Origin of the sequence: Streptomyces sp. NBC_00102 (assembly GCF_026343115.1) — a bacterium.
Classification (GTDB): domain Bacteria; phylum Actinomycetota; class Actinomycetes; order Streptomycetales; family Streptomycetaceae; genus Streptomyces.
Map to the genome: position 1 here is coordinate 953,376 of NZ_JAPEMC010000001.1, position 26,603 is coordinate 979,978.

Sequence of the window (26,603 nt, forward strand, 5' to 3'; positions counted from 1 at the left end):
CCGCCCGGAACGGCGTCAGGGGGAGAAGACGGAGGCGATGACTCCGATGATCAGAGTGATGAGAAGCATGGCCCCGAGGACGAGGAGAAGCTTCTTCTGGCCGTTCTGGGGATTCGGATCGAGCACTGGCATGGGGCAAGTCTCGCATCTCACCCCCGGCCGTCGATCGTCCGGTCCCGTCCGGCGAGTACACCCGCCACGATCTGCGGAACCATCAGCGCCGCCATGAAGGCGATGGGCAGCCCCCAGCCGCCGCTGTGCTCGTTGAGCACGCCGACCAGCAGCGGGCCCGGGATCGAGATCAGGTAACCGGTGGACTGGGCGAACACCGACAGCCGGGCGACGCCCGCGCCGGTACGGGCCCGCAGGCCGATCATCGTGAGGGCGAGCGGGAAGGCGCAGTTGGAGACGCCGAGCAGCACCGCCCAGACCCAGGCGCCGCCCGCCGGAGCGAGGTAGAGGCCCGCGTATCCGGCCAGGCCGCAGATCCCGAGGAAGAGGACGATGGGACCCTGCGTACGCATCCCCGCGGCGACCCGGGGGATGACGAAGGCGAGCGGTACGCCCATGACCATGGTGACCGCGAGCAGGACGCCCGCCGTGCTCGCCGAGATGCCCGCGTCCCGGAAGATCTGCGGCATCCAGCCCATGGTGATGTAGGCGGCGGTGGACTGGAGGCCGAAGAAGCAGGCGAGGGCCCAGGCGGTCGAGCTGCGGCCGGTCCGGAAACCTGCGGGGAGCGGCTGCGGGACGACGGGGACCGCCCCGGCTCCGGCCCCTTCCGGGGTGGTGCCGCGCCCCCTGCGCACCAGCGGGATCCAGACCAGTACGGCGAGGACACCGAGCGCGGCCCAGACGGCGAGGCCGGTCCGCCAGCTGCCGCCCAGCGCGTCCGTCATCGGGACGGTGGCGGCCGCCGCCAGGGCGGTGCCGAGCGAGAGGGCCATCGAGTAGAGGCCGGTCATCGATCCGACGCGGTCCGGGAACCAGCGCTTGACGATGACCGGCATCAGGACGTTGCCGACCGCGATGCCCATCAGCGCGAGCGTGCTGGCGAGCAGGAATCCGGCGGTGGAGCCGGTGAAGGGGCGGATCAGCAGGCCCGCGGTGATCGCGACCATGCCGGCGAGGACGACCGCGGCGGGGCCGAACCTGCGGGCGAGACGGGGGGCGGTGACGCCGAACACCGCGAAGCAGAGCTGCGGTACCGAGGTGAGGGCGCCGGCCACACCGCCGCTCATGTGGAGCCCGTCGCGCACCTCTTCGAGGAGGGAGCCAAGGCTGGTGATGGCCGGGCGGAGGTTGAGCGCGGCCAGGACGAGACCTGCGGCGAGCAGGCGCGGCAGCCACGGGGAGGTCGCCGCGGCGGGGCCGCCCTTCGTGCCCTCTGCCGTGGGCACGGGCGTCGGGGCGTTCGGCCCGGGCGCCCGTGCCGGGGTCGCGGCGGCCGGGGCGGGGGTCTCGGTAACGTCTTCCAGCATGGCGCCATCATAGAATCATGGGATGATTGGTTGTCCACCCCGGCGACGGCGCTCCCGGGTCGCGGATGCCCCGGAGCCTGCTGACAGAATCCGGACCACGCCTCACCGCACCCGGCAGCCGGGAGGTCACCGGGCCCGTCGTGGGCCGGGGCGTTGCGGAGCTGTGCGGAACGCGGAACAAGGAGTCTCATGGCGCTGACGTCCCCCCGGCGCTCGGCACTCGCCGACCAGGTGATTGCCCAGCTGAGGAACCAGATCACCTCGGGCGAGTGGCCCGTCGGTTCACGCATCCCCACCGAACCGGAGCTGGTCGAGCAGCTCGGGGTGGCCCGGAACACGGTCCGCGAGGCGGTGCGCGCCCTCGCCCACAACGGCCTGCTGGACATCCGCCAGGGCTCGGGGACGTACGTGCTGGCCACCAGTGAGCTGGCCGGGGTGATGCAACGGCGCTTCGCGACCGCCGATCCGCGCCATGTGGCCGAGCTCAGGTCCGTACTGGAGTCGTCGGCGGCCCGGCTGGCGGCCGTGCGGCGCACCGACCGGGACCTCAAGCAGATGGACGCCCTGATGGCGCGGCGCGAGGCGAGCTGGGCGGCGGGGGACGCGGAGGGGTTCGTCGCGGCGGACGCCACCCTGCACCTGGCGATCGTGGCCGCCGCGCACAACGACGTACTGACCGAGGTCTACGCGGACCTGGGCGACGTCCTGCGCGACTATCTGCGCGGGGACGTGGGCCCCGAGCTGCGGCCGGAGGACCTGATGGACCACAGCCGCATGGTCGAGGCGATCCGCGAGGGCGACGCGGCGAGGGCGGCCGACGAGGCGGCGGGCCACGCGCTGCACTGCCCGCCGGACCCCGCCTGAGCATGTGCTTTCAAGGGGTGCTCCGCGACGGGCCGGCGCTGTGGGTGACCCAGGCCGTGGCCACCTCTTTCCAGCAGCGGTCCTGGAGCCGGACCGTACGCCCCGGCTCCACGGCCACCGCCGCGCCGTCGCCGTCCACGTCCCACCAGCGGGCGCACTCCGTGTGCAGCCGGACGACGTCGAGGGAGGGGTACGGGTTGTGGCAGTAGGAGACCACCTGGGAACCCTCGACCGTGGTCCGGCACTCCGACCCCGCGGGCTCCGGGGACGGTGCGCGGGGAGCGCGGGGGCCGGAGGCGGCGGCTCCGCCCGATCCCGCGGCATGGATGCCGGCGGGGACCACGAGGACCACGACCGCTGCCGAGGAGGCGAGCAGAACCCAGGTTCGGCGACGCGTGGGACGCACGGCGTTCTCCTCCCCGCAGCCTGACCAGAGTCCGGTTCCTCCACATTCTGCGGCGGATCGCCGATCTCTACGACCCGGGGCGGTACGGGCCGGGCGCGGGCGGGGTCCCGTCCGCCTCGCGGGTCGCCCGCCTCCGGGCCCGGTGCGCCGGGGCCGTGACGCACGTCGGCCGCGCACCCTCCGGAGGAGATCCGGATACGGGTACGCGGCCGACAGGGGTCCGTACGGGTCAGGCGCCGATCATGTGCACGCCACCGTCGACGTGGATGATCTCGCCCGTGGTCTTCGGGAAGAAGTCCGAGAGCAGCGCGACCACACCGCGGCCGGCCGGCTCCGGGTCGGCCATGTCCCAGGCCAGCGGGGAGCGGGTGTCCCACACCTTCGCGAGGTCGCCGAAGCCCGGGATGGACTTGGCGGCCATGGAGCCGAGCGGTCCGGCGGAGATCAGGTTGCAGCGGATGTTGTCCGCGCCCAGGTCACGGGCGAGGTAGCGGGAGGTGGCCTCCAGCGCGGCCTTCGCCGGGCCCATCCAGTCGTACTGCGGCCACGCGAACTGCGCGTCGAAGGTGAGACCGACGATCGAGCCGCCCTCCGCCATCAGCGGCTTGCAGGCCATCGCGAGCGACTTCAGCGAGAACGCCGAGACGTGCATCGCGGTGGCGACCGACTCGAACGGGGTGTTCAGGAAGTTGCCGCCGAGGGCGTCCTGCGGCGCGAAGCCGATGGAGTGGACGACGCCGTCGAGCGTGCCGAGCTCGTCGCGGACCAGGCCGGCGAGGCGGTCGAGGTGCTCGGCGTTGGTGACGTCGAGCTCCAGGACCTTCGCGGGCTTGGGGAGCTTCTTGGCGATGCGCTCGGTCAGGGTGGGGCGGGGGAAGGCGGTGAGGATGATCTCCGCGCCCTGCTCCTGGGCCACCTTCGCGGTGTGGAACGCGATGGACGACTCCATCAGCACCCCGGTGATGAGGATGCGCTTGCCGTCGAGAATTCCGCTCATGGTGATCAGTGACCCATGCCCAATCCGCCGTCAACGGGGATGACGGCTCCAGTGATGTACGACGCGTCGTCGGAGGCGAGGAAACGGACCGCCGAGGCGACCTCCTCGGGCCGCGCGTAACGGCCGAGCGGCACCTGGGCGACGATGCCCTTGCGCTGCTCCTCGGTGAGCACCTGCGTCATGTCGGTGTCGACGAAGCCGGGTGCGACGACGTTGAAAGTGATGTTCCGCGAGCCGAGCTCACGGGCCAGCGACCGGGCGAACCCGACCAGTCCCGCCTTGGAGGCGGCGTAGTTGGCCTGTCCTGCCGAGCCGAGGAGGCCCACGACGGAGGAGATGAGGACCACGCGGCCCTTCTTCGCGCGCAGCATGGCGCGGTTGGCGCGCTTGACCACACGGAAGGTGCCGGTGAGGTTGGTGTCGACGACGGACGTGAAGTCCTCCTCCGACATCCGCATGAGGAGCTGGTCCTTGGTGATGCCGGCGTTGGCCACCAGCACCTCGACGGAACCCTGCTTCTCCTCGATCTCCTTGTAGGCCTGCTCCACCTGTTCGGCGTCGGTGATGTCGCAGCGGACCGCGAGCACACCCGCCTCGGTGAGCTCCCGCGGCGGCTCGCCGGAGCGGTACGTGATCGCCACCTTGTCGCCGTTGTCGACGAAGGCGCGGGCGATGGCGAGGCCGATGCCCCGGTTTCCTCCGGTGACGAGAACCGAGCGGCTCAACGGATCACCCTTTCCTTGACGGTCTGGTACGTCGAAAACCTATCGGTACGGTGCGGTGTACGGAGAATCGGGCCCTGACAGTGGCTCGTGCGAGGTGCTGTGGGGTTTCTACAGTCGGCGCCGGCCCGAGGGGCCCCGCCCGCGGGCCGCGACGGGTGCCGGCCACCGCCCCGGAGCCCCGCGCGCCCGAAGGCCGTAACCGTCCATCACGCCCCCGCCGCACCGTGATTGACTTCCTCCCCCGGGCACGATTCACCAGCGCAAGGGAGGCCGTCCGTGGCCCATGACATCGACCCGTCGTTTCTCGCCCTGCCCCTAAGGGCCCTGGCCGACGCCGCCCTGGCACGGGCCCGCGCGCTCGGCTCCACGCACGCGGACTTCCGCTTCGAGCGGGTGCGCGGCGCCACCCTGCGGCTGCGCGACGCCCGCCGCTCCGGGTCCTCGGACTCCACCGACGTCGGGTACGCGGTGCGGGTCGTGCACGGCGGGGCGTGGGGGTTCGCGTCCGGCGTGGACCTGACGATGGACGCGGCGGCGAAGGTGGCCTCGCAGGCCGTCGCCATGGCGAAGCTGTCGGCGAAGGTGATCGCGGCCGCGGGCAGCGACGAGCGGGTGGAGCTCGCGGACGAACCGGTGCACGGGGAGCGGACCTGGGTCTCCTCCTACGAGATCGACCCGTTCTCCGTGCCGGACGAGGAGAAGACCGGGCTGCTCGCCGAGTGGAGCGGGCGGCTGCTCGGGGCGGACGGGGTCGCGCACGTGGACGCCTCGCTGATGACGGTCCACGAGAACAAGTTCTACGCGGACACCGCCGGTACGGTCACCACCCAGCAGCGGGTGCGGCTGCATCCGCAGCTGACGGCCGTGGCGGTGGACGGCTCGACGGGCGACTTCGACTCGATGCGGACGATCGCGCCGCCGGTGGGCCGCGGCTGGGAGTACCTGACCGGCACCGGCTGGGACTGGAACGACGAACTGGAGCGCATCCCCGGTCTACTCGCCGAGAAGATGCGGGCGCCGGGTGTGGAGGCGGGGACGTACGACCTGGTGGTCGACCCGTCGAACCTCTGGCTGACCATCCACGAGTCGATCGGCCACGCCACCGAGCTGGACCGGGCGCTGGGGTACGAAGCGGCCTACGCCGGGACCTCGTTCGCCACCTTCGACCAGCTGGGGAAGCTGGCGTACGGCTCCCCCGTGATGAACGTGACGGGCGACCGGACGGCCGAGCACGGGCTGGCGACCATCGGGTACGACGACGAGGGCGTCGAGGCGCAGTCCTGGGACCTGGTCAGGGACGGCACCCTGGTCGGCTACCAACTCGACCGCAGGATCGCCAAGTTGACCGGCCTCGGCCGGTCCAACGGCTGCGCGTACGCCGATTCGCCGGGCCATGTGCCGGTGCAGCGGATGGCCAACGTGTCGCTGCGCCCCGACCCGGGCGGGCTCTCCACCGAGGACCTGATCGGCGGGGTCGAGCGCGGGATCTACGTGGTCGGCGACCGCTCCTGGTCGATCGACATGCAGCGCTACAACTTCCAGTTCACCGGGCAGCGGTTCTTCCGCATCGAGAACGGCCGGCTGGCCGGCCAGCTGCGGGACGTCGCGTACCAGGCGACCACCACGGACTTCTGGGGCTCGATGGAGAAGGTCGGCGGCCCGCAGACGTACGTGCTGGGCGGCGCCTTCAACTGCGGCAAGGCCCAGCCGGGCCAGGTCGCGGCGGTCTCGCACGGCTGCCCCTCCGCGCTCTTCCGCGGCGTGAACATCCTCAACACGACGCAGGAGGCGGGCCGATGAGCCGCGCGAGCAAGCCGTACGAGATCGTCGAGCGCGCCCTCGCGCTGTCCACCGCCGACGGCTGCGTGGTCATCGCCGACGAGACCTCCTCGGCCAATCTGCGCTGGGCCGGCAACGCCCTCACCACCAACGGCGTGACCCGGGGCCGGACGCTGACCGTCGTCGCCACCGTCGACGGCTCCGAGGGCACCGCCTCCGGGGTCGTCTCGCGCTCCGGGGTCACCGCCGACGAGCTGGAGCCGCTGGTACGCGCGGCCGAGGCGGCGGCCCGCGCGGCGGGACCGGCCGAGGACGCGCAGCCGCCGGTCACCGGCGTGCCGGCTTCCGCGGACTTCACCGACGCCCCCGCCGAGACCGGCTCGGACGTCTTCGCGGACTTCGCCCCGGCGCTCGGCGAGGCCTTCGCCCGCGCCCGCGCCGGCGGGCGGGAGCTGTACGGCTTCGCGCACCACGAGATGACCTCGACCTACCTGGGCACGTCCACGGGGTTGCGGCTGCGGCACGACCAGCCGAACGGCACGCTGGAGCTGAACGCCAAGTCGCCGGACCGCTCCCGGTCCGCGTGGGCGGGACGGGCCACCCGGGACTTCCAGGACGTCGATCCGGCGGCACTCGACGCCGAGCTGGCCCGCCGCCTCGGCTGGGCGGAGCGCCGGATCGAGCTGCCGGCCGGGCGCTACCAGACCCTGCTGCCGCCGACCGCCGTGGCGGACCTGCTGATCTACCAGCTCTGGTCCTCGACGGCCCGGGACGCGGCCGAGGGCCGGACGGTGTTCTCCCGGCCGGGTGGCGGGACCCGGCTGGGCGAGACCCTCTCGCCGCTGCCGCTGACCCTGCGCAGCGACCCGCACGCGCCGGGCCTGGAGTCGGCCCCGTTCGTGATCGCGCACTCCTCGGGCGACGGGGCGTCGGTCTTCGACAACGGGCTGCCGCTGGAGCCGACCGACTGGATCGGCGCCGGCCGGCTGGACCGGCTGACCACCACCCGCCACACCGCCGCCCTGACCGGGCTTCCGGTGGCCCCGGCGATCGACAACCTGCTGCTGGAGGGCGGCGGCGAGCAGACGCTGGAGGAGATGGTCGCGGCCACCACCGGCCGGGCGCTGCTGCTGACCTGCCTCTGGTACATCCGCGAGGTCGACCCGGCGACGCTGCTGCTGACCGGGCTGACCCGGGACGGCGTCTACCTGGTGGAGGACGGCGAGGTGGTGGGCGAGGTGAACAACTTCCGGTTCAACGAGTCGCCCGTCGACCTGCTCTCGCGCGCCACTGAGGCCGGCCGCACCGAGCGGACGCTGCCGCGCGAGTGGGGCGACTGGTTCACCCGTGCCGCGATGCCCGCGCTGCGCATCCCGGACTTCAACATGAGTTCGGTCAGCCGCGGCGTCTGAGACGTCCCGGCGCGCCCCTGCCGGGGGTGCGCCGGGGGGCCTGTTTCGCGGCGGGCAAAAGGAAGCGAGGGCGGCGCGGGCCAGCGCTTAGACTGGCCGGGTGTGGGTCCCACAGGCTTGGGGCCCGCCGTTCATACGCTTAAGGAGACACGGAACCGTGACGGACATCGTCGACGAGCTCAAGTGGCGCGGGCTGTTCGCCCAGTCCACTGACGAGGACGCCCTGCGCAAGGCTCTTGGCGACGGTCCGGTCACCTTCTATTGCGGCTACGACCCGACCGCGTCCAGCCTGCACGTCGGCCACCTGGTCCAGGTGCTCACCATGCGCCGGCTCCAGCGGGCGGGCCACCGGCCGCTGGCCCTGGTGGGCGGCGCGACCGGGCAGATCGGCGACCCGCGGCCGACCGCCGAGCGCACGCTCAACGACCCGGCGACCATCGCCGCCTGGGTGACCAGGCTGCGCTCGCAGATCGAGCCGTTCCTCTCCTTCGAGGGCGAGAACGCCGCGGTCATGGTGAACAACCTGGACTGGACCGCGGGCATGTCCGCGATCCAGTTCCTGCGGGACATCGGCAAGCACTTCCGGGTCAACAAGATGCTGACCAAGGACTCGGTGGCACGTCGCCTGGAGTCCCAGGAGGGCATCAGCTACACCGAGTTCAGCTACCAGCTGCTCCAGTCCATGGACTTCCTGGAGCTGTACCGGCGCCACGGCTGCGTCCTCCAGCAGGGCGGCAGCGACCAGTGGGGCAACCTCACGGCCGGCATCGACCTGATCCACCGGGTGGAGCCGGACGCGACCGTGCACGCGCTGGCGACCCCGCTGATGGTCAAGGCGGACGGCACGAAGTTCGGCAAGACCGAGGGCGGCGCCGTCTGGCTGGACCCGGAGATGACGACGCCGTACGCCTTCTACCAGTTCTGGCTGAACGTCGACGACCGCGACATCTCCCCGTACATGCGCATCCTCAGCTTCAAGCCGCAGGCGGAGCTGGAGGAGCTGGAGAAGGTCACCGAGGAGCGTCCGCAGGCTCGTACGGCCCAGCGCGCGCTGGCCGAGGAGCTGACCACCCTGGTGCACGGTGCCGACCAGTGCGCGGCCGTCATCGCCGCGTCGAAGGCGCTGTTCGGCCAGGGCGAGCTGGGTGAGCTGGACGAGGCGACGCTGGGTGCGGCGCTCTCCGAGCTGCCGCACGCGAAGCTCTCCGAGCCGGCGACGCTGGTGGACCTGCTGGTCGAGGCCGGTCTCGCGCCGAGCAAGTCGGGTGCCCGCCGGACGGTCAACGAGGGCGGCGCCTACCTGAACAACACGAAGATCACCGAAGGCGACGCCCTGCCCGCCGCCGAGGATCTGCTGTACGGACGCTGGCTGGTGCTGCGCCGGGGCAAGAAGAACCTCGCGGTGGTCGAGATCGCCGCGGGCTGACCCGCCTCCTCACCACGGCGAAGGCCGGGCACGCGCGTCGCGTGCCCGGCCTTCGCCGTGGTGCTGTCCGGAGTCAGGTTCTCTGTTTGCCGTGTCCCCGGATCGACTGCCAGACGACGTCACCGACACCGACCACCGCCACCGCGCCGATCAACTGGAGCACGTGCCGGATCCAGTCAATGCCCTTGGTGTCCTCGACGCCGATCCAGGCCGCGACGGCGTTTCCGAGGATGCTGCCGATGATGCCGAACACAGTCGTCAGCCAGAGCGGGATGTCCTGCTTGCCCGGAAGGATCGCCTTCGCGATCAGGCCCAGAACCAGGCCCACGATGATCGCCCACAACCAGCTCATACCGCCTCCTCGAACTGCGCATCTTGCGCATACGCGCTCAAGTCTCGTGTGCGGGCGCTTGTCGCGCATGTCGGGCGCCCCTGTCCGTGCGGCGCCCGTGGCCCGGGAAGGGCGGCACGGACGGGCGGGAGGGCGGCGCGCGCGGCCCGGGACGGGCTCGGCCGGCCCACCCGGTCTCGATCCCGGAGCGCGGCGGGCGTACCTTGAGAGCGGTCCGGTCCGGGGTGTCCGGTACAGCGAGCAGGCGGTGGAGACATGATGGGCAAGCGCGACGACGCGGAGGTATTCCGGATCACCGGGGCCCGGCAGGGGCTGGCCGACGACGTGCGCGGCCGGCAGCGCCGGTACGTGATCTCGATGTCGGTGCGGACGGTGGCGGTGATCCTCGCCGCGGTCCTCTGGAACGTCGAACGGCACATCTCGATGGTGGCGCTGGCCCTGGGCCTGCTGCTGCCGTACGTGGCGGTCGTCATCGCCAACGCGGGCCGGGAGAACACCCCTTCGCTGCCGTCCACCTTCGTGCCCGCACCCGTGCGACCGGCCCTGGAGACGGGGTTCGGGGTCGCCGCCGGCGCCACGACCACCAGGGGAAGCGGCCCGGACGACCTGTCCGGAACCGGCGCGGACACCGCGTCCGACGGGGACGGTCGCACCCGGTATCCGCACGAGCACGGATGAGCGTCACCGCCGGGCGAAGCTCAAGAAAACCTCAGCTCAATCGTTGAGTTCGGGTGCACCGCGACAGGGTGTGCGTGACATACTCCGTTGTGCGCTCCGCATCCCCCGTCGGAGCGAGAGACCGACGCCGAGCAGCTCCCCCCGTGGCTGCTCGGCGTCGTTTTGTGTGTGCCGGGGACGCGCGCCGAGGGCGTGTCGTCGCCTGTTTTAGGGTGGAGACCGTGAACTTCCCCCTGACTTCCGCCGAGAGCGACACCGGTACCCCCGTCTGCTCCGCCAAGGGCTGCCGCACGGACGCGGTCTGGGTGCTCGCCTGGAACAACCCCAAGCTGCACACCCCTCAGCGCCGCAAGACCTGGCTGGCCTGCGAGGAGCACCGCGAGCACCTGTCGCAGTTCCTCGGCGTACGGGGCTTCCTGAAGGACGTCGTGCCGCTGGCCGACTGGGTGGCTCCGGCGGAGGGCTGAACGACCGCAGGTCCTGAGCCCCGCGTGGGCCCGGTCAGCCGCCGATCGAGGACATCGGCCGGTCCGGCTGGAGGAACGACGGGTCGTCCAGTCCCGAGCCCGCCTTCTTGCCCCACATGGCGACGTGCCAGAGCCGGGCGATCTCCTCGTCCGCCGCACCGGAGCGCAGCGCGGTCCGCAGGTCGGTCTCCTCGCGGGCGAAGAGACAGGTGCGGACCTGCCCGTCGGCGGTGAGCCGGGTGCGGTCGCAGGCCCGGCAGAACGGGCGGGTCACCGAGGCGATGACTCCGACCCGGTGCGGGCCGCCGTCCACGGTCCAGCGTTCGGCGGGGGCGGAGCCGCGCGCCCCGTCGTCCTCGGGGGTGAGCGTGAAGCGGGTGCGCAGCGAGGCGAGGATGTCACCGGCGGTGATCATTCCTTCGCGCTTCCAGCCGTGCTGGGCGTCCAGGGGCATCTGCTCGATGAAGCGGAGCTCGTAGCCGTGGTCGACGGCCCAGGCGAGGAGTTCGGGGGCCTCGTCGTCGTTGAGTCCGGGCATGAGCACGGAGTTGACCTTGACCGGGGTGAGGCCCGCCTCGTGCGCGGCGGCGAGTCCGTCGAGCACGTCCGCGTGCCGGTCGCGGCGGGTCAGGGTCTTGAAGACCTCGGGCCGCAGAGTGTCCAGGGAGACGTTGACCCGGTCGAGCCCTGCGGCCTTGAGGGCGGCGGCGGTGCGCCCCAGTCCGATGCCGTTGGTGGTGAGGGACATCCGGGGGCGGGGTGTCAGCGCGGCGCACTGTTCGACGATGCCCACCAGGCCGGGGCGGAGCAGGGGCTCGCCGCCGGTGAAGCGCACCTCGGTGACGCCGAGCAGCTCGACGGCGATCCGGACGAGCCTGACGATCTCCTCGTCACTGAGCAGCTCGCTCTTGCCGAGCCACTGGAGTCCCTCTTCGGGCATGCAGTAGGTGCAGCGGAGGTTGCATTTGTCGGTCAGGGAGACACGCAGGTCGGTGGCCACCCGGTCGTATGTGTCGATGAGCATGTGTGCCCCTCCCCCGATGGCTTTCACGGCTTCCCCGCGGTCCGGTGGTCCGGTCCCGGCTGTTCTCTCTTCCGAGACTACGCGAGCCGGACGGCCGACCCCCGCGCGCGGGGGTCGCGGGACCGGTGGTCGCACGACCGCGCCGGTCACGTCGTGAGGACTCTACGACGTGACCGGCGCGGGGAGGTGCGCCGAATCCGCACAGTTGTGTGAACTGATCCGTCAGTGCGCGGCGACGCCCGTGAGGGACTTGACCTCCAGCTCGGCGTACTTGCCCTTGTCGGGCTCCTCTTTGGAGAGCAGGGAGCCGATCCAGCCGAGCAGGAAGCCCAGCGGGATGGAGATCAGGCCGGGGTTCTCCAGAGGGAACCAGGCGAAGTCGACGTCCGGGAACATCGAGGAGGGCTTGGAGGAGACGACCGGCGAGAAGAGCACCAGCAGGACGGAGGAGGCGAGCCCGCCGTAGATGGACCAGAGGGCGCCCTGGGTGGTGAACCGCTTCCAGAAGAGGCTGTAGAGGATCGTCGGCAGGTTGGCGGAGGCGGCGACGGCGAAGGCCAGGGCGACCAGTCCGGCCACGTTGAGGTCGCGGGCCATGGCGCCGAGGCCGATGGAGACGATGCCGATGGCGACGGTGGCCCACTTGGCGGCGCGGACCTCTTCCTTCTCCGTCGCCTTCCCCTTGCGGATGACGTTGGCGTAGATGTCGTGGGCGAAGGAAGAGGAGGAGGCCAGGGTGAGTCCGGCGACCACGGCGAGGATGGTGGCGAAGGCGACGGCGGAGATCACCGCGAGCAGCACGGCACCGCCGGTGGAGCCGGCGCCGCCGCCGATCTCCAGCGCGGCCAGCGGGGCCGCGGTGTTGCCCGCCTTGTTCGAGGCGATGATGTCGTCCGGCTTGAGCAGTGCGGCGGCGCCGAAGCCGAGCACGATCGTCATCAGGTAGAAGGCGCCGATGATGCCGATGGCCCAGTTGACGGACTTACGGGCCGCCTTGGCGGTGGGCACGGTGTAGAAGCGGATCAGGATGTGCGGCAGTCCGGCGGTACCGAGGACGAGGGCGATGCCGAGGGAGAGGAAGTCCAGCTTCGAGGTGCCGGTGGCGCCGTACTTGAGGCCGGGCTCCAGGAACGCGTGGCCCTTGCCGCTGTTGGTGGCGGCGGAACCCAGCAGGTCCGAGATGTTGAAGTGGAACTTCAGCAGGATCAGGAAGGTGATGAGCAGGGTGCCCGCGATGAGCAGGACGGCCTTGACCATCTGCACCCACGTGGTGCCCTTCATGCCGCCGATGGTGACGTAGACGATCATGAGCAGGCCGACCAGGGCGACGATGGCGATCTTCCCGCCGTCGCTGGTGATGCCGAGCAGCAGCGAGACGAGTACGCCCGCTCCGGCCATCTGGGCGAGCAGGTAGAAGATCGAGACGACGATGGTGGACGCGCCCGCGGCGGTGCGTACGGGGCGCTGGCGCATGCGGTAGGCGAGGACGTCGCCCATCGTGTAGCGGCCGGAGTTGCGCAGGGGTTCGGCGACCAGGAGCAGGGCGACGAGCCAGGCGACGAGGAAGCCGATGGAGTAGAGGAAGCCGTCGTAGCCGAAGAGCGCGATGGAGCCGGCGATGCCGAGGAAGGACGCGGCGGACATGTAGTCGCCGGAGACGGCGAGTCCGTTCTGGAATCCGGTGAACTGGCGTCCGCCCGCGTAGAAGTCGGCGGCGCTCTTGGTCTGCCGGCCGGCCCACACGGTGATGCCGAGGGTCGCGACGACGAAGACCGCGAAGAGGGTGATGATCAGCGTCCGGTGGTCGCTCGCACCTTCGGCGGCGAGCTGGACGGCGGGGTGCGCGACCTGGGCGGCGCTCATGCGTCGGCCTCCATACGGGACTTGATGGCCGCCGCCTTCGGGTCGAGCTTGGTGGCGGCGTGGCGGGAGTAGAACCACGCGATGAGGAAGGTCGTGGCGAACTGGGCGAGCCCGAGGACGAGCGCGACGTTGATGTTGCCCGCGATCTCGGTGCTCATGAAGCCGTCCGCGTAGTTGCAGAGCAGGACGTAGAGCAGGTACCAGGTGACGAAGGCGACGGTCAGCGGGAAGGCGAACGACCGGTGCGACCGGCGCAGTTCGGCGAATTCCGCGCTCGCCTGCACCTCGATGTAGGTCTCGGTGGTGAGCTGTGCCGGACTGGTGTCCGAACCGCTCTCGGGCGGCGGTGCATCGGTAGCCACGGATTCTCCTCGCGACGCGGGTGCGGTGATGGGGGACGTGATCGGCCTCATGGGGAACCTCGCTGGATCGGGTCGTGCGACTCCCCTGACAACGGCACGTGCGGCGCGACGAAGCGGTTCAGAACCTCTTTCGGCCGTCGGGGTGACGGGAAAACACCCCGAACGGCCTCCGGAGATCACCCTTCGAACTCGTTTGCCTCAATGCGTTGATGCGTGGCGATGATCGACGCTAACTTCACTGGTCATGTACCCGACCAGACACGCAAGGTGTCCGGCCGGCTGATACGGATGATGTGGAGAACCCATGGCTCATCTGGCATCCAGGCGCGTACGTGCAGTCGCGCTGCCCGTAGGACTCGCGCTCACCGCTTCCCTCGGCTTCCTTCCGGCCACCACCGCCTCGGCCGCACCGGCCCCGGCCGTGTCGCAGGACGGACCGAAGCTCAGTTACGTCGTGAACACCGAAGGCAGTCACAAGACCGTCGAACAGGTCGAGAAGGCCATCACGAAGGCCGGCGGCACGATCGTCGTCTCGTACGACCAGATCGGCGTGATCGTCGTCCACTCGCAGAACCCGGCCTTCGCGGCGACCATCCGCAAGGTGCGCGGCGTCGAGTCGGCGGGAGCCACCCGCACCAATCCGATCGTGCCCCAGTCGACCACCGACGTCGGCGCGGCGGCGCAGCCGCTCACGGCGGCGGAGGCGGCCGGCGCGGCCGAGGGCGCGACCGCGTCCCAGGACCCGCTGGAGCCGTTGCAGTGGGACCTGCCCGCCATGAAGGCGGACAGGTCCCATGCGATCACCCTGGGCAGCAGGAACGTCACGGCAGCCGTGATCGACACGGGCGTCGACGACACCCACCCCGACCTCGCCCCGAACTTCGACGCGGCGGCCTCCGCCAACTGCGTCTCCGGCGCGCCCGACACCACGCCGGGTTCCTGGCGTCCCGCCGCGGGTGAGAGCGACCACGGCACCCACGTGGCCGGCACCATCGCCGCGGCGAAGAACGGCATCGGCGTCACGGGCGTCGCCCCGGGCGTGAAGGTCGCCGGCATCAAGGTCGCGACCTCGGACGGGTTCTTCTACACGGAGGCCGTCGTCTGCGGCTTCGTCTGGGCCGCCGAGCACGGCGTCGACGTGACGAACAACAGCTATTACACCGACCCTTGGCTCTACAACTGCAAGAACGACCCCGACCAGGGCGCCCTGGTCGAGGCGCTCGGCCGGGCCACCCGTTACGCCGAGGGCAAGGGTGTCGTGAACGTCGCGGCGGCCGGCAACTCCGCCGAGGACCTTGCGGCCGAGTCGATCGAGGACTCGACGAGCCCCAACGACACCGTCACCGAGGACCGGGTCATCGACCCGCGCACCTGCCTCGACATCCCGTCGATGCTGCCCGGCGTGGTGACCGTCTCCGCGACGGGGGCGAAGGGCCTCAAGGCGTCCTACTCGAACTACGGTTACGGCGTGGTCGACGTGGCCGCCCCGGGCGGTGACTCGACGATCTACCAGAAGCCCGAGGCCCCGGCGACCAGCGGCCTCATCCTGTCGACGCTGCCGGGCGGCAAGTACGGCTACAAGGCCGGTACGTCGATGGCGACCCCGCACGTCGTGGGTGTCGTGGCCCTGATCGAGTCGAAGCACCCGCACGCCTCGCCCGCCGCGGTGAAGGCGCTGCTGGCCCTGGAGGCCGACGCCACCGCGTGCGGAGCCCCGTACGACATCGACAGCGACGGCACCGTCGACGCCGTCTGCAAGGGCGGTAAGGCGTACAACGGCTTCTACGGAGCCGGCAACGTGGACGCGCTGGACGCGGTCCGCTACTGACGCCGCATGCCGAAGGGGCCCGGAACGCGTCCGCGTTCCGGGCCCCTTCGGCATGCCGTCCCGTGCCTTACGGCTTGACGAGGACCTTCAGCGCGGTGCGCTCGTCCATCGCCTTGTATCCGGCGGGCACCTCGTCCAGGCCGACCGCCAGGTCGAAGACGGGCGAGGGGTCGATGGTGCCGTCCAGGACGTCGGGGAGCAGCTCGGGGATGTACGCGCGCACCGGGGCGACGCCGCCGCGCAGGGCGACGTTGCGGTTGAACATGTCGCCGAGGTCCAGGCCGGTGCCGCTGCCGTGCGGGACGCCGACGTAGCCGACCGCCCCGCCGTCGCGGGCGATCCCGAAGGCGGTCCGCATGGACTGCTCGGTGCCGACCGCCTCGATGACGCTGTGCGCACCGGCGCCGCCGGTCAGCTCGCGCACCGCGGCCACGGCCTCCTCGCCGCGCGCCGCGACGACGTCGGTGGCGCCGAAGGCGCGGGCTATGTCGGTACGGGCGGTGTGGCGGCCGAGCGCGATGATCCGGTCGGCGCCGAGGCGCTTGGCGGCCATGACGCCGCAGAGGCCGACCGCGCCGTCACCGACGACCGCGACGGTGGAACCGGGCTTGACCCCGGCGCCCACGGCGGCGTGGTGGCCGGTGCCCAGCACGTCGGAGAGGGCCAGCAGCGCGGTGAGCAGCCGGTCGTCCGAGGCGGCCTCGGCGGGGAGCTTGACGAGAGTGCCGTCGGCGAAGGGGACCCGGACGGCCTCGCCCTGGCCGCCGTCGGAGCCCTCGGAGCCCCAGAACCCGCCCTGCGGGCAGGAGGTGTGGAGGCCGTCGGCGCAGAAGGCGCAGGTGCCGTCCGACCAGACGAAGGGGGCGACGACGAGGTCGCCGGCCCGGAACCCGGTGACGTCGGAGCCGGCCTGCTCCACGATCCCGAGGAATTCGTGGCCGATGCGCTGGCCGGGCTTGCGGGCGGACTCGCCGCGGTAGGCCCACAGGTCGCTGCCGCAGATGCAGGCGCGCAGCACGCGCACCACCACGTCGGTGGGCTGCTGGACGACCGGGTCCGGCACGTCCTCCACCCGGATGTCGTGCGGGGCGTGGATGACGGTGGCGCGCATGTGGGGGTCCTCGCTGGTTTCAGGCGGTTTCAACCTTTCCACGGTACGCCCCTCCCGCGGTGACCCCCCGTACGCCCCCGAGCGCTCCGACGGTGAGCAGGAGCTGGGCGGCGAGGTAGGTGAGCATGACGAGGACGTCGTGGCCGGGCGGCTGCGGCCAGTCGGCGATGCCGGTGGCGATCATCGAGTCGGAGAGCAGGAAGAGCGCCCCGCCCGCGGCGGCGTACCGGCCGAGGGCGCCCGAGCGCCAGGCCATGGTGGCGAGCAGCAGGCTGTACCCGGTCATCGGCAGGCGCATCCCGGCCGGCAGGTCGCCCCACATCGCCACCAGGACGGCGGCGAGCACGACGGCGTAGGCGGCGCCGGCCGCCCGGGAGGCGCGCGCCCGGCCGAAGAGCCGGAGGTAGCAGAGGTGGCCGAGGGCGAAGGAGCCCATGCCGAGGAGGAAGACGGTGTCGTCGTCCGCCATCAGGGCCACGTCGCCGCCCCATCCGAAGAGCAGCGCGGCGATCAGCCACCGGGGTGCGCCCCGGACGGCGGCGTACGCGGCGAGCACCGGCATCAGCAGCGGTTTGGCGAGGAGGTGGGCAGCGTCCGCACCGGCCAGCAGCCCGACCAGGTCGACCGCGGACAGGACGAGGTAGGCGGCGAGCAGCAGGGGTGCGGCGCGGGCCGCCCGCGCGTGACGCGTCTCACCCCCGGGACCGGTTCCCGAGCGGCCGGTCATCCGGTGGCCCCGGTGACCGGAGGACGCTGCGCGGCGGTGGTGGCGGCGTTGGCGGCGGCGGTGGTTCCGGCGGGCTGCCAGCCGGGGCCCCGGAAGACCCGTCCGGCGCGCTCGCTCCAGCTCGTGGCGGCCCGGACGTCCCGGGCGATCGCCGCGTACTCGTGGGTGGCGACGCGCAGCGGGTTGTGGGTGGCGATGTTCTTGGTGAGGCCGTAGACGGGCCGTTCGGTCTCCGCGGTGAAGGACCCGAAGAGCCGGTCCCAGAGGATCAGGATGCCGCCGAAGTTCCGGTCCAGGTAGCCGCCCTGAGAGGCGTGGTGCACCCGGTGGTGCGAGGGCGTGTTGAGGACGTACTCGAAGGGGCGGGGCAGCTTTCCGACGCGTTCGGTGTGTACCCAGAACTGGTAGACGAGGTTGGCCGACTGGCAGAAGGCGAGCGCGGCCGGGTGCACCCCGCAGGCGACCATGGGCAGGTAGAAGGGCCAGACGGTCGCGGAGGTCCAGGGCTGGCGCAGCGCGGTGGTGAGGTTGAACTTCCGGCTGGAGTGGTGGACCACGTGGCAGGCCCAGAGGAGGCGGACGACGTGGTGGCCCCGGTGGGACCAGTAGTAGAAGAAGTCCTGGGCGAGGAGCATCAGCGGAACCGTCCACCACAGCAGGGGGACCCGCAGCGGGGTGAGTTCGTACACCGCCGTGTAGAGGGCGACGATCGGGATCTTCCACAGCAGGTCGAAGCCGAGCGAGCCGAGACCCATGGTCACGCTGGTCGCGGCGTCCCTGGCGTCGTAGCCGGCGGCTTCCTCGTCGGGATGGAAGCGGTAGCTGATCATCTCGACGACGGTGAGCAGGACGAAGGCCGGCAGGGACCACAGCACGACATCGGGCAGGTTCGGCTCCATGCGATGAACCGTAGGGCCGCCGGTGGGTGGGGGAACAGACGTGGTTACCACCAAGTAAGCGGGACCAACCACCCCTGTTGTTTGGCGAGTTCCACCAACAGGGGGCGCCGCGGGTTCACACCCCGGCCATCCCGAGGAGGGTTCCGGCGGCGTAGGTGACGCCCATCGCCACCGCTCCCCCGCCCGCGTTGCGCAGCACCGCCGGGGCCACCGGCGCGTCGCCCAGGCGGGCGCTCCACCACCCGGTCGCGGTGAGGGCGACGAGCACCGACACCACGGTCACCAGCAGCCGGTACGAGGGCGGCGGCAGCACGATCGCGAGCAGCGGCAGCAGCGCTCCCGCGGTGAACGCGAGGAAGCTGGCGCCCGCCGCGTGCCAGGGGTTGGTGAGTTCGTCGGGATCGATGCCGAGCTCCACCTCGGCGTGGGCGCGCAGCGCGTCGCGTTCGGTGAGCTGGAGGGCGGCCTCGCGGGCGACCTCGCGGCTGAGGCCCTTGCCCTCCAGCAGGTCGGTGAGCTCGACGAGTTCCGCCTCGGGTTCGTCCCGCAGTTCGCGGCGTTCGGTGGCGAGGGCGGCCTTCTCGGAGTCCCGCTGGGTGGAGACGGAGACGTACTCTCCGGCGGCCATGGACATCGATCCGGCGAGCAGGCCGGCGAGCCCCGCCGTGAGCAGCGCGCTCCGGTCGCCTGTGGCACCCGCCACACCGACGACGAGGCCGGAGCCGTGGAGACCACGCCGTCGTTGGCGCCGAGGACGGCGGCCCGCAGCCAGTTCAACCGGGTGCCGAGGGCCCCTTCGTGGGGCTCGTCGTGCTGCTGGCCGCTTCGCGTCTCCGTCACCCGCGGATCGTCTCACCGCACGTGGCGCGGGCGGCAGGACCCGTACCGCATCGGCGGCCGGAAGGCGGCCGAATAGGGGAGTGTCGGTCTCGGCCCGTATTCTCTGTGACCATGCTCGACGATCGCCAGACCGCAGTGCCGTGGCCGGCCGCGTATCCCCAGGGGTACGCGGTCGTCGACGTGGAGACCACCGGACTCGCCCGCGACGACCGGATAGTGTCGGCCGCCGTCTACCGCCTGGACGCCCGGGGCGAGATCGAGGACCACTGGTACACGCTGGTGAACCCGGAGCGCGACCCGGGGCCGGTGTGGATCCACGGCCTGACCTCCGAGGTGCTCGAAGGCGCCCCGCTCTTCACGGAGATCGCCGGGCAGCTCTCGGAGTACCTGGCCGGCCGGGTGCTGGTCGCCCACAACGCCGCGTTCGACTGGTCGATGATCGCCCGTGAGTACGCGCGCGCCTCGGTGGTCGCCCCGGTCGAGCAGCGGCTCTGCACCATCGCGCTCGCCAAGGAGCTGCGGCTGCCGCTGCCCAACCACAAGCTGTCCTCGCTGGCCTCGCACTTCGGAGTGGTCCAGGAGCAGGCCCACCACGCCCTGGACGACGCCCGGGTGCTGGCGGAGGCGTTCCGGCCGAGCCTGCGGGCGGCGGCGCGGGACGGGGTGCGGCTGCCGCTGCTGGAGTGCCGGCCGCTGACCGAGTGGTCCGACTCGCCGGTGCGGCCGAGGGTCGGCCATCAGCCGTCGTACGGGCAGAACAGCTGGCGCCCCTCGCGCAAGCGCCCGGCCTGCCCGTACCCGAACCCGGGGCGGTACAGCGCGGACCGGCCGCTGAAGCAGGGCATGCGGGTGGCGTTCTCCGGGGACACCTCGGTCGACCGCGAACTGCTGGAGGACCGCGCGGTGGAGGCCGGGCTGCACGTGGCGACGAGTGTGTCGCGTCTCACCAGCCTGCTGGTGACCAACGACCCGGACTCCGTGACCTCGAAGACGGCCAAGGCCAAGTCGTTCGGTACGCCGGTGGTGGACGAGGCGGCCTTCACCCATCTGCTGCGGGACGTGGCACCGGCCACACCACCGGCATAGGAGTGAACCGGCGGCGACTCGCCCGCCGTCCGCTCGCCCACCGCGCGCCCGCGTCCCACCCTGTGGCGCATGGCACGTTGTGAGGTTTGCGGAAACGACTACGGGATGTCCTTCGAGGTGCACGCGCAGGGCGCGGTGCACGTCTTCGACTGCTTCGCCTGCGCCATCCACCGCATGGCGCCGATCTGTGAGCACTGCCGTGTGCAGGTGATCGGGCAGGGCGTCGAGGTGGACGGGCACTGGTTCTGCGGCGGTCACTGCGCCCGCGCCGAGGGGAAGGCGGGCATCGTGGACAAAGTGTGACGGGTCCGCCGGACCACCCCACCGTGACGCACCCCATGACCCCGGTTGTACGGTCATGGGGTGTACCGCTTCCTGTTGACCCGGCAGTGGGTGCTGGTCACCCTCCTCGTCCTCGTCCTGATCCCGACCATGGTCGAGCTGGGCTTCTGGCAGCTGCACCGCCATCAGCACAAGGTCGCGCAGAACGCCCTGATCGCGCGGAACCTCTCTGCCGTTCCCGAGCCCGTCCAGCGGCTCACCTCACCGAACCACACCGTGCCGAGCAAGGACTACTGGCGCACGGTCACCGCCCGCGGCGTCTTCGACACCGCCCACGAGGTCGTGGTGCGCCGCCGCACCTCCGACGACGGGCGGATCGGGGTGCACGTCCTGACCCCGCTGGACCTCGACGGCGGCGGCACCGTGATGGTGAACCGCGGCTGGGTCGAGTCCGCCGACGACCAGGCGGCCTTCCCCGACGTACCGGCCGCCCCGAAGGGCGACGTCACCGTCACGGGGCGCCTGATGGCGGACGAGACGACGGCCGCCAGCGGCATCAAGGACCTCAAGGGGCTGCCGGACCGCCAGGTCATGCTGATCAGCAGCGCCCAGCAGTCGGCGCTGCTCTCCCGCCCGGTCCTCGGCGGCTACATCGAGATGACCGCGCCCGCGGCCGCGAAGAACTCGCCCGAGCAGATCGCCACCCCCGACCACGATTCGATCGGCCCCCACATGGCGTACGCCGTGCAGTGGTGGCTCTTCGCGGCCGGTGTGCCGGTCGGCTGGACGGTGCTGGTACGCCGTGAGAAGCGCGACCGTGCCGAGGCCGCGGCACTGGCCGCCGCCGGGGCCGGGGAAGGGGCCGGGGAGCCGGAGCCCGCCCGCGTGTAGCCCTGCGGGCGCACGCCCACCCGGACGGCCCCGTCTTCCCGGCGTCCCGCCTGCTTAGCAACGGCCCCGTTCGGGAAAACGCAACTGCGTGACTCAACGTATCGAGGACTACGCGCTCATCGGCGATCTCCAGACGGCCGCACTCGTCGGCAGAAACGGTTCTGTCGACTGGCTCTGCCTTCCCCGCTTCGACTCGGGCGCCTGCTTCGCGGCGCTGCTGGGCGACGAGGACAACGGGCACTGGCGGATCGCGCCCGAGGGCACCGCGTCGTCCGACACCTGCACCCGCCGCGGCTACGTCGACGACTCCCTCGTCCTGGAGACGTACTGGGAGACCCCCACCGGCACGGTCAAGGTCACCGACTTCATGCCGCAGCGCGACAAGTCGCCCGACCTGATGCGGATCGTGGAGGGGATCAGCGGGAGCGTCGAGATGAGCTCGGTGCTGCGGCTGCGCTTCGACTTCGGCTCGATCATGCCGTGGATGCGCCGCTCGCACGGCCACCGGGTGGCGGTCGCCGGTCCCGACTCCGTCTGGCTGCGCAGCGATCCGCCGGTCAAGACGTGGGGGGAGCACTTCAGCACCTGCTCCTCGTTCACGGTCGCCGAGGGCGAGCAGGTGGCGTTCGTCCTGACGTGGCACCCCTCGCACTCGCCGCGCCCGAAGCTGATCGACCCGTACAAGGCGCTGAAGCACACCCTGAAGGACTGGGCGAAGTGGGCTCAGACCTGCACGTACCAGGGGAAGTACCGGGACGCGGTGCTCCGGTCGCTGATCACGCTGAAGGCGCTGACGTACCGGCCGACCGGCGGCATCGTGGCGGCCCCGACGACCTCGCTGCCCGAGGAGATCGGCGGCGTACGGAACTGGGACTACCGCTACTGCTGGCTGCGGGACTCCACGCTGACCCTCGGCGCCCTGCTGGCGGCCGGTTATCTGGACGAGGCGGCGGCCTGGCGGGACTGGCTGCTGCGCGCCGTCGCGGGCGATCCGGCCGACCTCCAGATCATGTACGGGCTGGCCGGTGAGCGCCGGCTGCCCGAGACGGAGTTGCCCTGGCTGTCGGGGTACGAGAACTCCCGGCCGGTCCGCACCGGCAACGCGGCGGTCCGTCAGCTCCAGCTGGACGTGTACGGCGAGGTCATCGACTCCCTCCGCCTCGCCCGGGACGCCGGTCTGAGCGACAAGCCGCACGCCTGGAACCTCCAGCTCAGCCTGCTGGGCTTCCTGGAGTCGACCTGGCGCGAACCGGACGAGGGGCTGTGGGAGATCCGGGGCGAGCGGCAGCACTTCGTCCACTCGAAGGTGATGGCCTGGGTCGCGGCCGACCGGGCGGTGACCTCCCTGGAGGCCGACCCCTCCCTCCCGGGCGACCCGGACCGCTGGCGCGCGATGCGCGACGCGGTGCACGCGGAGGTGTGCGAGAAGGGGTACGACCCCGTACGGAACACCTTCACCCAGTCGTACGGCTCGAAGGCGCTGGACGCGGCGACGCTGCTCATGGTGCGCACGGGCTTCCTGCCGCCGGACGACCCGCGGATCGTCGGCACGGTCGACGCGATCCGCGCCGAGCTGGGCAGCGACGGCCTGGTCCGCCGCTACAGCACCGAGGGCGCGTCGGTGGACGGGCTGCCGGGCGAGGAAGGAGCCTTCATCGTCTGCACGTTCTGGCTCGCCGACGCGCTGCTGCGGACCGGACGCCCCGCCGAGGCGGAGGAGATCTTCGAGCGGCTGCTGGAGCTGCGCAACGACGTGGGCCTGCTGGCCGAGGAGTACGACACGGTGGCCTGCCGCCAGCTCGGGAACTACCCGCAGGCGTTCAGCCACATCGGGCTGGTGAACACGGCGATGGCCCTCGCCGGGGGCGAGGCGGCAGGATAGGGCCATGGATCTTGGACTGAAGGACCGCGTCTACGTCGTCACCGGGGCCAGCCGAGGGCTGGGCAACGCCGCGGCGGCCGCGCTGGCGGCGGACGGCGCGAAGGTGCTCATCACCGGACGGGACGAGAAGAGCGTCACCGCCGCGGCCGCCGAGCTGGGCCCCGACGCCCTCGGCGTCGCGGCCGACAACGGCGACCCGACCGCTGCCCGGACTCTGCTGAACAAGGCTAAGGAACGGTTCGGCCGACTGGACGGCGTACTGATCAGCGTCGGCGGGCCGCCGCCCGGTTCCGCCGCCGACAACACCGACGAGCAGTGGCAGTCGGCCTTCGAATCGGTCTTCCTCGGCGCGGTGCGCCTGGCCCGGGCGGCGGCGGCCGAACTCGGCGAAGGCGGGGTCATCGGCTTCGTGCTCTCCGGGTCGGTCCACGAACCGATCTCCGGCCTGACCGTCTCGAACGGGCTCCGCCCCGGGCTGGCCGGTTTCGCCAAGTCCCTGGCGAACGACCTCGGGCCGCGCGGCATCCGGGTGATCGGCCTGCTGCCGTCCCGCATCGACACCGACCGGGTGCGCGAGCTCGACGCGCTCTCCGGCGACGCGGACGCGGCCCGCACCGCGAGCGAGGCCCGCATCCCGCTGCGCCGGTACGGCACACCTGAGGAGTTCGGGAAGACCGCGGCCTTCCTGCTCTCCCCCGCCGCCTCGTATCTGACGGGCATCATGCTGCCGGTGGACGGCGGCACCCGGCACGGGTTCTGAGGGACCCGTGCCGGGTGCCGCCGAGAACTCCGAGCGACACACCTACCGCTCCGTCAGGTGACGCGCTCCGCGCGGTGCTTGACGGCCTTCAGCAGCACCTCGGCCGGCAGCTTCTCCAGTCCGGCCGAGGCGCGGGCGTGGGCCAGCGCCTCGTCGGAGAGGCCGCGGAGCGCCTCCGCCGGGACGGCGTGGGGTTCCAGCCGCATACGGACGCGGGCGTGCGGGGCGGTCCGGCGGCCGGTCAGCGCGACCTGGGCGCCGGCGACCCCGTCGAGGCTGCCCGCCTCGGCCGCGAGCACGCCCTCCAGGGCCCGGCCCCGCAGCAGCGCTCCCTCGCCGTCGCCGCTGTCGACCAGCACCTCGGAGAGCCGGGCCCGCCGCAGCTGCGCGAGCAGCCACCACAGGGCGAGCACGACGAGGACGGCGAGGATCGCGATGACGGTCGGCCACCACCAGCCCTCGTCGCGCCAGCGCTCCCGGTCCGCGTCGGCGAGCAGCACGTCGGACTTGCCGTTCCACGGGAACCAGGACGGCATCGAAACGCCGAGGCCGGTGGCGAGCACGGTGCCGCCGACCGCGACGAGGATCAGTCCGGCGAGGGCGAGCAGCACCCGGTTGACCGTGCGGAGCATGGCGCTCATCCCTTCCTGGGGGCCCGGCGGACGTGGATGTTCAGCTTCGGAGGCTTGGCCAGACCGAGTTCGCCGACGGCGGTGGTGAGCGCGGTGTCCAGGTCGGCGTGCACCTCGTCGAGTCCGCGGAAGTGCGACACGGCCCGGACGGTTGCCTTGCGGCGTCCCGACTTGACGCGTACGGACTGCACCCCGGAGACCTCCACGGCCCGGTCGCGCAACACCAGGGCGGCGGCGGTCCGGTCGAGGGCGGCGTGCACCCCGCGGTGTCTCCGGCTCATCGTCAGCAGGGAGCGCAGCCCCGGGGTGAGGGCCAGCAGGAGCAGCCACAGTCCGAGCGCGGCGGCGATCCCGGCTCCGGTGAGCACCCAGACGTCGTCGAGGGTGCGTTCGGCGAGGCCGTCCGCGAGGGTGTGCCGCCACTCCATCGCCGGGTGGTCGGCGCGTACCGCCGCCACGTCGTAGAGGAAGAGCCCCGAGGCGCCGAGCACGACGAGTGCGAGGAGGGCGGCCGGGACGCGGCGGGAGGACCAGAACCGTCCGGCCCGTCCGCCGGCCGGTTCGTCCGCGGCGGGGACGGGCCGGTACGAGGACGAGGAGGCGTTCAGGCCGGGGCCGGGCGGCTCCGGGGGGCCGACGACGGGGAGCCGCTGGGTGCGGTGCTCGTCGCCGCCGTCCTGGTACGAGGGCTCGCTCACCGGATCCTCCCGCGCGCCGAGGAGCCGGTGTCCGCCGAGTGCAGGCGTTCGATCCGTACGGCCACCTCGGGTACCTCCATTCCCGCCAGCGTCTTCACCCGCTCGGCCACCTGGCGGCGTACGGCACCGCAACTACGGCCGATGTCGCCGGGGTAACCGAGCTCCAGGCTGACGTGTACCCGGGCGGAGTCACGGTGAACGGTGACCGAGGCATTCGGCGGTGAGCCGTCCTCGGGGACTTTGTCGATCGCCTCCCGGGCGGCCTGCGCCGCGATCTTCGCGACGACCCGGTCGGCGATCCGGGTCTCGCCGCGCTCCGCCGCGGGAACCGGGCCGGTCACCGGGTTCACCGTTGCCGGTCGCCGCGCTCGCGACTCCGGAAGAAGTCGCCGGGTTCCCAGTCGCCGTCCAGGAAGCGGCCGGCGATGAAGCCGACCGCGCCCAGTGCGGCGACCAGCAGGAAGGCACCGAATCCGCCGAAGTAACCGGCGAATCCGAGCGCCATGCCGGCCACCATGCCGACCACGGCCATGCTCATGCTGACTCCTCAACTCCCTCGACGCGCAGGGGTAAACGGACCAGGTGGGCCGGCGGTCCGCCGGGCCACGGGGCGTGATGGGCCGCCGGGCGCACGGTGCGGCCCGGACTACTGGACCCGCGAGGACGAACCGTCGTCCTCGTCGTCCTCCTCGTCGGGCAGCTTGACGTCGCTGACCGCGATGTTGACCTCGACCACTTCGAGCCCGGTCATCCGCTCCACGGCGGCGACGACGTTCTCGCGCACGTCACGGGCCACCTCGTGGATGGCCACGCCGTAATCGACGACGATCTCCAGGTCGAGCGCGGCCTGGGACTCGCCGACCTCGGCCTTCACTCCGCGCGCCGGCGACTTGCCTCCGCCGCCGGGCACCCGGTCGCGCATGGCGCCGAAGCTGCGGGACAGCCCGCCGCCCATGGCGTGCACACCGTCGACGTCGCGGGCCGCCAGTCCGGCGATCTTCTCCACGACCCCGTCCGCGATCGTGGTGCGCCCTCGGGCGCCGGCGTCGCCGCCGCCGCGCTTCGTCAGGCTCCTGCCTTCGCCGGAGGCGTCCGGGCCGGGGCGCTGCGTGGTGGTCTCACTCATGGCCG

Annotated in this window: 29 protein-coding genes and 1 pseudogene; 12 read left to right on the top strand and 18 right to left on the bottom strand. The window is 71.8% G+C overall.

Features of this window, described 5'->3' with window-relative positions:
- Positions 1–15: 15 nt before the first annotated feature.
- Positions 16–132 carry an SGM_5486 family transporter-associated protein gene (locus OHA55_RS04265; RefSeq protein ID WP_266702916.1) on the bottom strand — a complete coding sequence of 39 codons (117 nt, stop codon included), beginning with the start codon at positions 130–132 and terminating at the stop codon, positions 16–18.
- Positions 133–149: 17 nt separating this feature from the next.
- Positions 150–1,481 carry an MFS transporter gene (locus OHA55_RS04270; RefSeq protein ID WP_266702917.1) on the bottom strand — a complete coding sequence of 444 codons (1,332 nt, stop codon included), beginning with the start codon at positions 1,479–1,481 and terminating at the stop codon, positions 150–152.
- Positions 1,482–1,670: 189 nt separating this feature from the next.
- Here OHA55_RS04270 and OHA55_RS04275 point away from each other — a divergent pair, with 189 nt between their 5' ends.
- On the top strand, positions 1,671–2,345 hold the full coding sequence (locus tag OHA55_RS04275) for a FadR/GntR family transcriptional regulator (protein ID WP_266702918.1): 675 nt from the start codon (positions 1,671–1,673) through the stop codon (positions 2,343–2,345).
- Positions 2,346–2,355: 10 nt separating this feature from the next.
- On the opposite strand, the gene OHA55_RS04280 is transcribed toward OHA55_RS04275, so the two are convergent.
- From OHA55_RS04280 to fabG, 3 genes are all read right to left on the bottom strand, one after another.
- Positions 2,356–2,751 carry a hypothetical protein gene (locus tag OHA55_RS04280; protein WP_266702919.1) on the bottom strand — a complete coding sequence of 132 codons (396 nt, stop codon included), beginning with the start codon at positions 2,749–2,751 and terminating at the stop codon, positions 2,356–2,358.
- Positions 2,752–2,980: 229 nt separating this feature from the next.
- Positions 2,981–3,748, bottom strand: a complete 768-nt coding sequence (gene fabI, locus OHA55_RS04285) for an enoyl-ACP reductase FabI (RefSeq protein ID WP_266702920.1) — start codon at positions 3,746–3,748, stop codon at positions 2,981–2,983.
- Positions 3,749–3,753: 5 nt separating this feature from the next.
- Positions 3,754–4,473, bottom strand: a complete 720-nt coding sequence (gene fabG, locus OHA55_RS04290; protein WP_266702922.1) for a 3-oxoacyl-[acyl-carrier-protein] reductase — start codon at positions 4,471–4,473, stop codon at positions 3,754–3,756.
- A 276-nt stretch (positions 4,474–4,749) separates the two neighbouring features.
- On the opposite strand from fabG, the gene OHA55_RS04295 reads away from it, so the two are divergent.
- The 3 genes from OHA55_RS04295 to tyrS all read left to right on the top strand — a co-directional run bounded on the left by OHA55_RS04295 (position 4,750) and on the right by tyrS (position 9,090).
- Positions 4,750–6,273, top strand: coding sequence for a TldD/PmbA family protein (locus tag OHA55_RS04295; protein WP_266702923.1), 1,524 nt, complete (start codon positions 4,750–4,752; stop codon positions 6,271–6,273).
- Positions 6,270–7,664: a metallopeptidase TldD-related protein gene (locus OHA55_RS04300; RefSeq protein WP_266702925.1), complete on the top strand. Its 1,395-nt coding sequence runs from the start codon at positions 6,270–6,272 to the stop codon at positions 7,662–7,664. Before OHA55_RS04295 ends, OHA55_RS04300 begins: the two co-directional genes overlap by 4 nt.
- Positions 7,665–7,821: 157 nt before the next feature.
- The gene (gene tyrS / locus OHA55_RS04305; protein ID WP_266702927.1) at positions 7,822–9,090 is read left to right on the top strand and encodes a tyrosine--tRNA ligase; all 1,269 of its coding nucleotides are present in this window, start codon (positions 7,822–7,824) and stop codon (positions 9,088–9,090) included.
- Positions 9,091–9,163: 73 nt separating this feature from the next.
- Here tyrS and OHA55_RS04310 read toward each other — a convergent pair whose 3' ends face one another.
- Positions 9,164–9,442, bottom strand: a complete 279-nt coding sequence (locus tag OHA55_RS04310; protein ID WP_266702929.1) for a GlsB/YeaQ/YmgE family stress response membrane protein — start codon at positions 9,440–9,442, stop codon at positions 9,164–9,166.
- A 255-nt stretch (positions 9,443–9,697) separates the two neighbouring features.
- Here OHA55_RS04310 and OHA55_RS04315 point away from each other — a divergent pair, with 255 nt between their 5' ends.
- Together OHA55_RS04315 and OHA55_RS04320 are read left to right on the top strand one after the other, a co-directional pair.
- Positions 9,698–10,120, top strand: a complete 423-nt coding sequence (locus tag OHA55_RS04315) for a DUF3099 domain-containing protein (RefSeq protein ID WP_266702931.1) — start codon at positions 9,698–9,700, stop codon at positions 10,118–10,120.
- A gap of 221 nt (positions 10,121–10,341) precedes the next feature.
- Positions 10,342–10,587 (top strand): hypothetical protein, encoded by a 246-nt coding sequence (locus tag OHA55_RS04320; RefSeq protein ID WP_266702933.1) that lies wholly within the window; start codon positions 10,342–10,344, stop codon positions 10,585–10,587.
- A gap of 34 nt (positions 10,588–10,621) precedes the next feature.
- Here the strand turns inward: OHA55_RS04320 and moaA are convergent, their stop codons facing one another.
- The 3 genes from moaA to OHA55_RS04335 all read right to left on the bottom strand — a co-directional run bounded on the left by moaA (position 10,622) and on the right by OHA55_RS04335 (position 13,836).
- Positions 10,622–11,611, bottom strand: a complete 990-nt coding sequence (moaA, locus tag OHA55_RS04325; RefSeq protein ID WP_266702935.1) for a GTP 3',8-cyclase MoaA — start codon at positions 11,609–11,611, stop codon at positions 10,622–10,624.
- A gap of 222 nt (positions 11,612–11,833) precedes the next feature.
- Entirely contained in the window at positions 11,834–13,474 is a 1,641-nt protein-coding gene (locus OHA55_RS04330) for a cation acetate symporter (protein ID WP_266702937.1), read from the bottom strand.
- Positions 13,471–13,836, bottom strand: coding sequence for a DUF485 domain-containing protein (locus OHA55_RS04335; RefSeq protein ID WP_266702939.1), 366 nt, complete (start codon positions 13,834–13,836; stop codon positions 13,471–13,473). Before OHA55_RS04335 ends, OHA55_RS04330 begins: the two co-directional genes overlap by 4 nt.
- Positions 13,837–14,140: 304 nt before the next feature.
- Here OHA55_RS04335 and OHA55_RS04340 point away from each other — a divergent pair, with 304 nt between their 5' ends.
- Positions 14,141–15,664, top strand: coding sequence for a S8 family serine peptidase (locus OHA55_RS04340; RefSeq protein WP_266702941.1), 1,524 nt, complete (start codon positions 14,141–14,143; stop codon positions 15,662–15,664).
- Between the two features lie 67 nt (positions 15,665–15,731).
- Here the strand turns inward: OHA55_RS04340 and OHA55_RS04345 are convergent, their stop codons facing one another.
- The 4 genes and pseudogenes from OHA55_RS04345 to OHA55_RS04360 all read right to left on the bottom strand — a co-directional run bounded on the left by OHA55_RS04345 (position 15,732) and on the right by OHA55_RS04360 (position 19,241).
- Positions 15,732–16,775, bottom strand: a complete 1,044-nt coding sequence (locus OHA55_RS04345; protein WP_266710411.1) for a zinc-dependent alcohol dehydrogenase family protein — start codon at positions 16,773–16,775, stop codon at positions 15,732–15,734.
- A 19-nt stretch (positions 16,776–16,794) separates the two neighbouring features.
- A complete protein-coding gene (locus OHA55_RS04350; RefSeq protein ID WP_266702943.1) occupies positions 16,795–17,502 on the bottom strand; it encodes a lysoplasmalogenase in 708 nt (235 codons plus the stop codon).
- The gene (locus tag OHA55_RS04355) at positions 17,499–18,401 is read right to left on the bottom strand and encodes a sterol desaturase family protein (RefSeq protein WP_266702945.1); all 903 of its coding nucleotides are present in this window, start codon (positions 18,399–18,401) and stop codon (positions 17,499–17,501) included. Before OHA55_RS04355 ends, OHA55_RS04350 begins: the two co-directional genes overlap by 4 nt.
- A 115-nt stretch (positions 18,402–18,516) precedes the next feature.
- Positions 18,517–19,241, bottom strand: a pseudogene (locus OHA55_RS04360) (VIT family protein).
- Between the two features lie 105 nt (positions 19,242–19,346).
- Here OHA55_RS04360 and OHA55_RS04365 point away from each other — a divergent pair.
- The 5 genes from OHA55_RS04365 to OHA55_RS04385 all read left to right on the top strand — a co-directional run bounded on the left by OHA55_RS04365 (position 19,347) and on the right by OHA55_RS04385 (position 24,142).
- The gene (locus tag OHA55_RS04365; RefSeq protein ID WP_266702947.1) at positions 19,347–20,327 is read left to right on the top strand and encodes a DEDDh family exonuclease; all 981 of its coding nucleotides are present in this window, start codon (positions 19,347–19,349) and stop codon (positions 20,325–20,327) included.
- Between the two features lie 69 nt (positions 20,328–20,396).
- Positions 20,397–20,630, top strand: coding sequence for a hypothetical protein (locus OHA55_RS04370; protein WP_136320436.1), 234 nt, complete (start codon positions 20,397–20,399; stop codon positions 20,628–20,630).
- A gap of 60 nt (positions 20,631–20,690) precedes the next feature.
- Positions 20,691–21,500 carry an SURF1 family protein gene (locus tag OHA55_RS04375; RefSeq protein ID WP_266702951.1) on the top strand — a complete coding sequence of 270 codons (810 nt, stop codon included), beginning with the start codon at positions 20,691–20,693 and terminating at the stop codon, positions 21,498–21,500.
- 88 nt (positions 21,501–21,588) lie between these two features.
- Entirely contained in the window at positions 21,589–23,382 is a 1,794-nt protein-coding gene (locus OHA55_RS04380; RefSeq protein WP_266702953.1) for a glycoside hydrolase family 15 protein, read from the top strand.
- A gap of 4 nt (positions 23,383–23,386) precedes the next feature.
- Positions 23,387–24,142 carry an SDR family oxidoreductase gene (locus OHA55_RS04385; protein WP_266702955.1) on the top strand — a complete coding sequence of 252 codons (756 nt, stop codon included), beginning with the start codon at positions 23,387–23,389 and terminating at the stop codon, positions 24,140–24,142.
- A gap of 53 nt (positions 24,143–24,195) precedes the next feature.
- Here OHA55_RS04385 and amaP read toward each other — a convergent pair whose 3' ends face one another.
- The 5 genes from amaP to OHA55_RS04410 form a co-directional block, all read right to left on the bottom strand.
- Positions 24,196–24,783, bottom strand: a complete 588-nt coding sequence (gene amaP / locus OHA55_RS04390) for an alkaline shock response membrane anchor protein AmaP (RefSeq protein WP_266702957.1) — start codon at positions 24,781–24,783, stop codon at positions 24,196–24,198.
- Positions 24,780–25,472: a DUF6286 domain-containing protein gene (locus OHA55_RS04395; RefSeq protein ID WP_266702959.1), complete on the bottom strand. Its 693-nt coding sequence runs from the start codon at positions 25,470–25,472 to the stop codon at positions 24,780–24,782. The genes amaP and OHA55_RS04395 overlap by 4 nt, the downstream gene beginning before the upstream one ends.
- On the bottom strand, positions 25,469–25,822 hold the full coding sequence (locus tag OHA55_RS04400) for an Asp23/Gls24 family envelope stress response protein (RefSeq protein ID WP_266702961.1): 354 nt from the start codon (positions 25,820–25,822) through the stop codon (positions 25,469–25,471). Before OHA55_RS04400 ends, OHA55_RS04395 begins: the two co-directional genes overlap by 4 nt.
- Positions 25,819–26,010 carry a hypothetical protein gene (locus tag OHA55_RS04405; protein ID WP_266702963.1) on the bottom strand — a complete coding sequence of 64 codons (192 nt, stop codon included), beginning with the start codon at positions 26,008–26,010 and terminating at the stop codon, positions 25,819–25,821. The genes OHA55_RS04400 and OHA55_RS04405 overlap by 4 nt, the downstream gene beginning before the upstream one ends.
- Before the next feature lie 108 nt (positions 26,011–26,118).
- On the bottom strand, positions 26,119–26,598 hold the full coding sequence (locus OHA55_RS04410; RefSeq protein WP_266702965.1) for an Asp23/Gls24 family envelope stress response protein: 480 nt from the start codon (positions 26,596–26,598) through the stop codon (positions 26,119–26,121).
- Positions 26,599–26,603 lie beyond the last annotated feature (5 nt).

What these genes read in the sequence shown, in the direction of transcription:
- OHA55_RS04265 (WP_266702916.1), bottom strand. Translation starts at nt 132, where the DNA reads ATGCCAGTGCTCGATCCGAATCCCCAGAACGGCCAGAAGAAGCTTCTC.
- OHA55_RS04270 (WP_266702917.1), bottom strand. Translation starts at nt 1,481, where the DNA reads ATGCTGGAAGACGTTACCGAGACCCCCGCCCCGGCCGCCGCGACCCCG.
- OHA55_RS04275 (WP_266702918.1), top strand. Translation starts at nt 1,671, where the DNA reads ATGGCGCTGACGTCCCCCCGGCGCTCGGCACTCGCCGACCAGGTGATT.
- fabI (WP_266702920.1), bottom strand. Translation starts at nt 3,748, where the DNA reads ATGAGCGGAATTCTCGACGGCAAGCGCATCCTCATCACCGGGGTGCTG.
- OHA55_RS04300 (WP_266702925.1), top strand. Translation starts at nt 6,270, where the DNA reads ATGAGCCGCGCGAGCAAGCCGTACGAGATCGTCGAGCGCGCCCTCGCG.
- OHA55_RS04310 (WP_266702929.1), bottom strand. Translation starts at nt 9,442, where the DNA reads ATGAGCTGGTTGTGGGCGATCATCGTGGGCCTGGTTCTGGGCCTGATC.
- OHA55_RS04315 (WP_266702931.1), top strand. Translation starts at nt 9,698, where the DNA reads ATGATGGGCAAGCGCGACGACGCGGAGGTATTCCGGATCACCGGGGCC.
- moaA (WP_266702935.1), bottom strand. Translation starts at nt 11,611, where the DNA reads ATGCTCATCGACACATACGACCGGGTGGCCACCGACCTGCGTGTCTCC.
- OHA55_RS04330 (WP_266702937.1), bottom strand. Translation starts at nt 13,474, where the DNA reads ATGAGCGCCGCCCAGGTCGCGCACCCCGCCGTCCAGCTCGCCGCCGAA.
- OHA55_RS04340 (WP_266702941.1), top strand. Translation starts at nt 14,141, where the DNA reads ATGGCTCATCTGGCATCCAGGCGCGTACGTGCAGTCGCGCTGCCCGTA.
- OHA55_RS04345 (WP_266710411.1), bottom strand. Translation starts at nt 16,775, where the DNA reads ATGCGCGCCACCGTCATCCACGCCCCGCACGACATCCGGGTGGAGGAC.
- OHA55_RS04350 (WP_266702943.1), bottom strand. Translation starts at nt 17,502, where the DNA reads ATGACCGGCCGCTCGGGAACCGGTCCCGGGGGTGAGACGCGTCACGCG.
- OHA55_RS04355 (WP_266702945.1), bottom strand. Translation starts at nt 18,401, where the DNA reads ATGGAGCCGAACCTGCCCGATGTCGTGCTGTGGTCCCTGCCGGCCTTC.
- OHA55_RS04370 (WP_136320436.1), top strand. Translation starts at nt 20,397, where the DNA reads ATGGCACGTTGTGAGGTTTGCGGAAACGACTACGGGATGTCCTTCGAG.
- OHA55_RS04385 (WP_266702955.1), top strand. Translation starts at nt 23,387, where the DNA reads ATGGATCTTGGACTGAAGGACCGCGTCTACGTCGTCACCGGGGCCAGC.
- amaP (WP_266702957.1), bottom strand. Translation starts at nt 24,783, where the DNA reads ATGAGCGCCATGCTCCGCACGGTCAACCGGGTGCTGCTCGCCCTCGCC.
- OHA55_RS04405 (WP_266702963.1), bottom strand. Translation starts at nt 26,010, where the DNA reads ATGAGCATGGCCGTGGTCGGCATGGTGGCCGGCATGGCGCTCGGATTC.
- OHA55_RS04410 (WP_266702965.1), bottom strand. Translation starts at nt 26,598, where the DNA reads ATGAGTGAGACCACCACGCAGCGCCCCGGCCCGGACGCCTCCGGCGAA.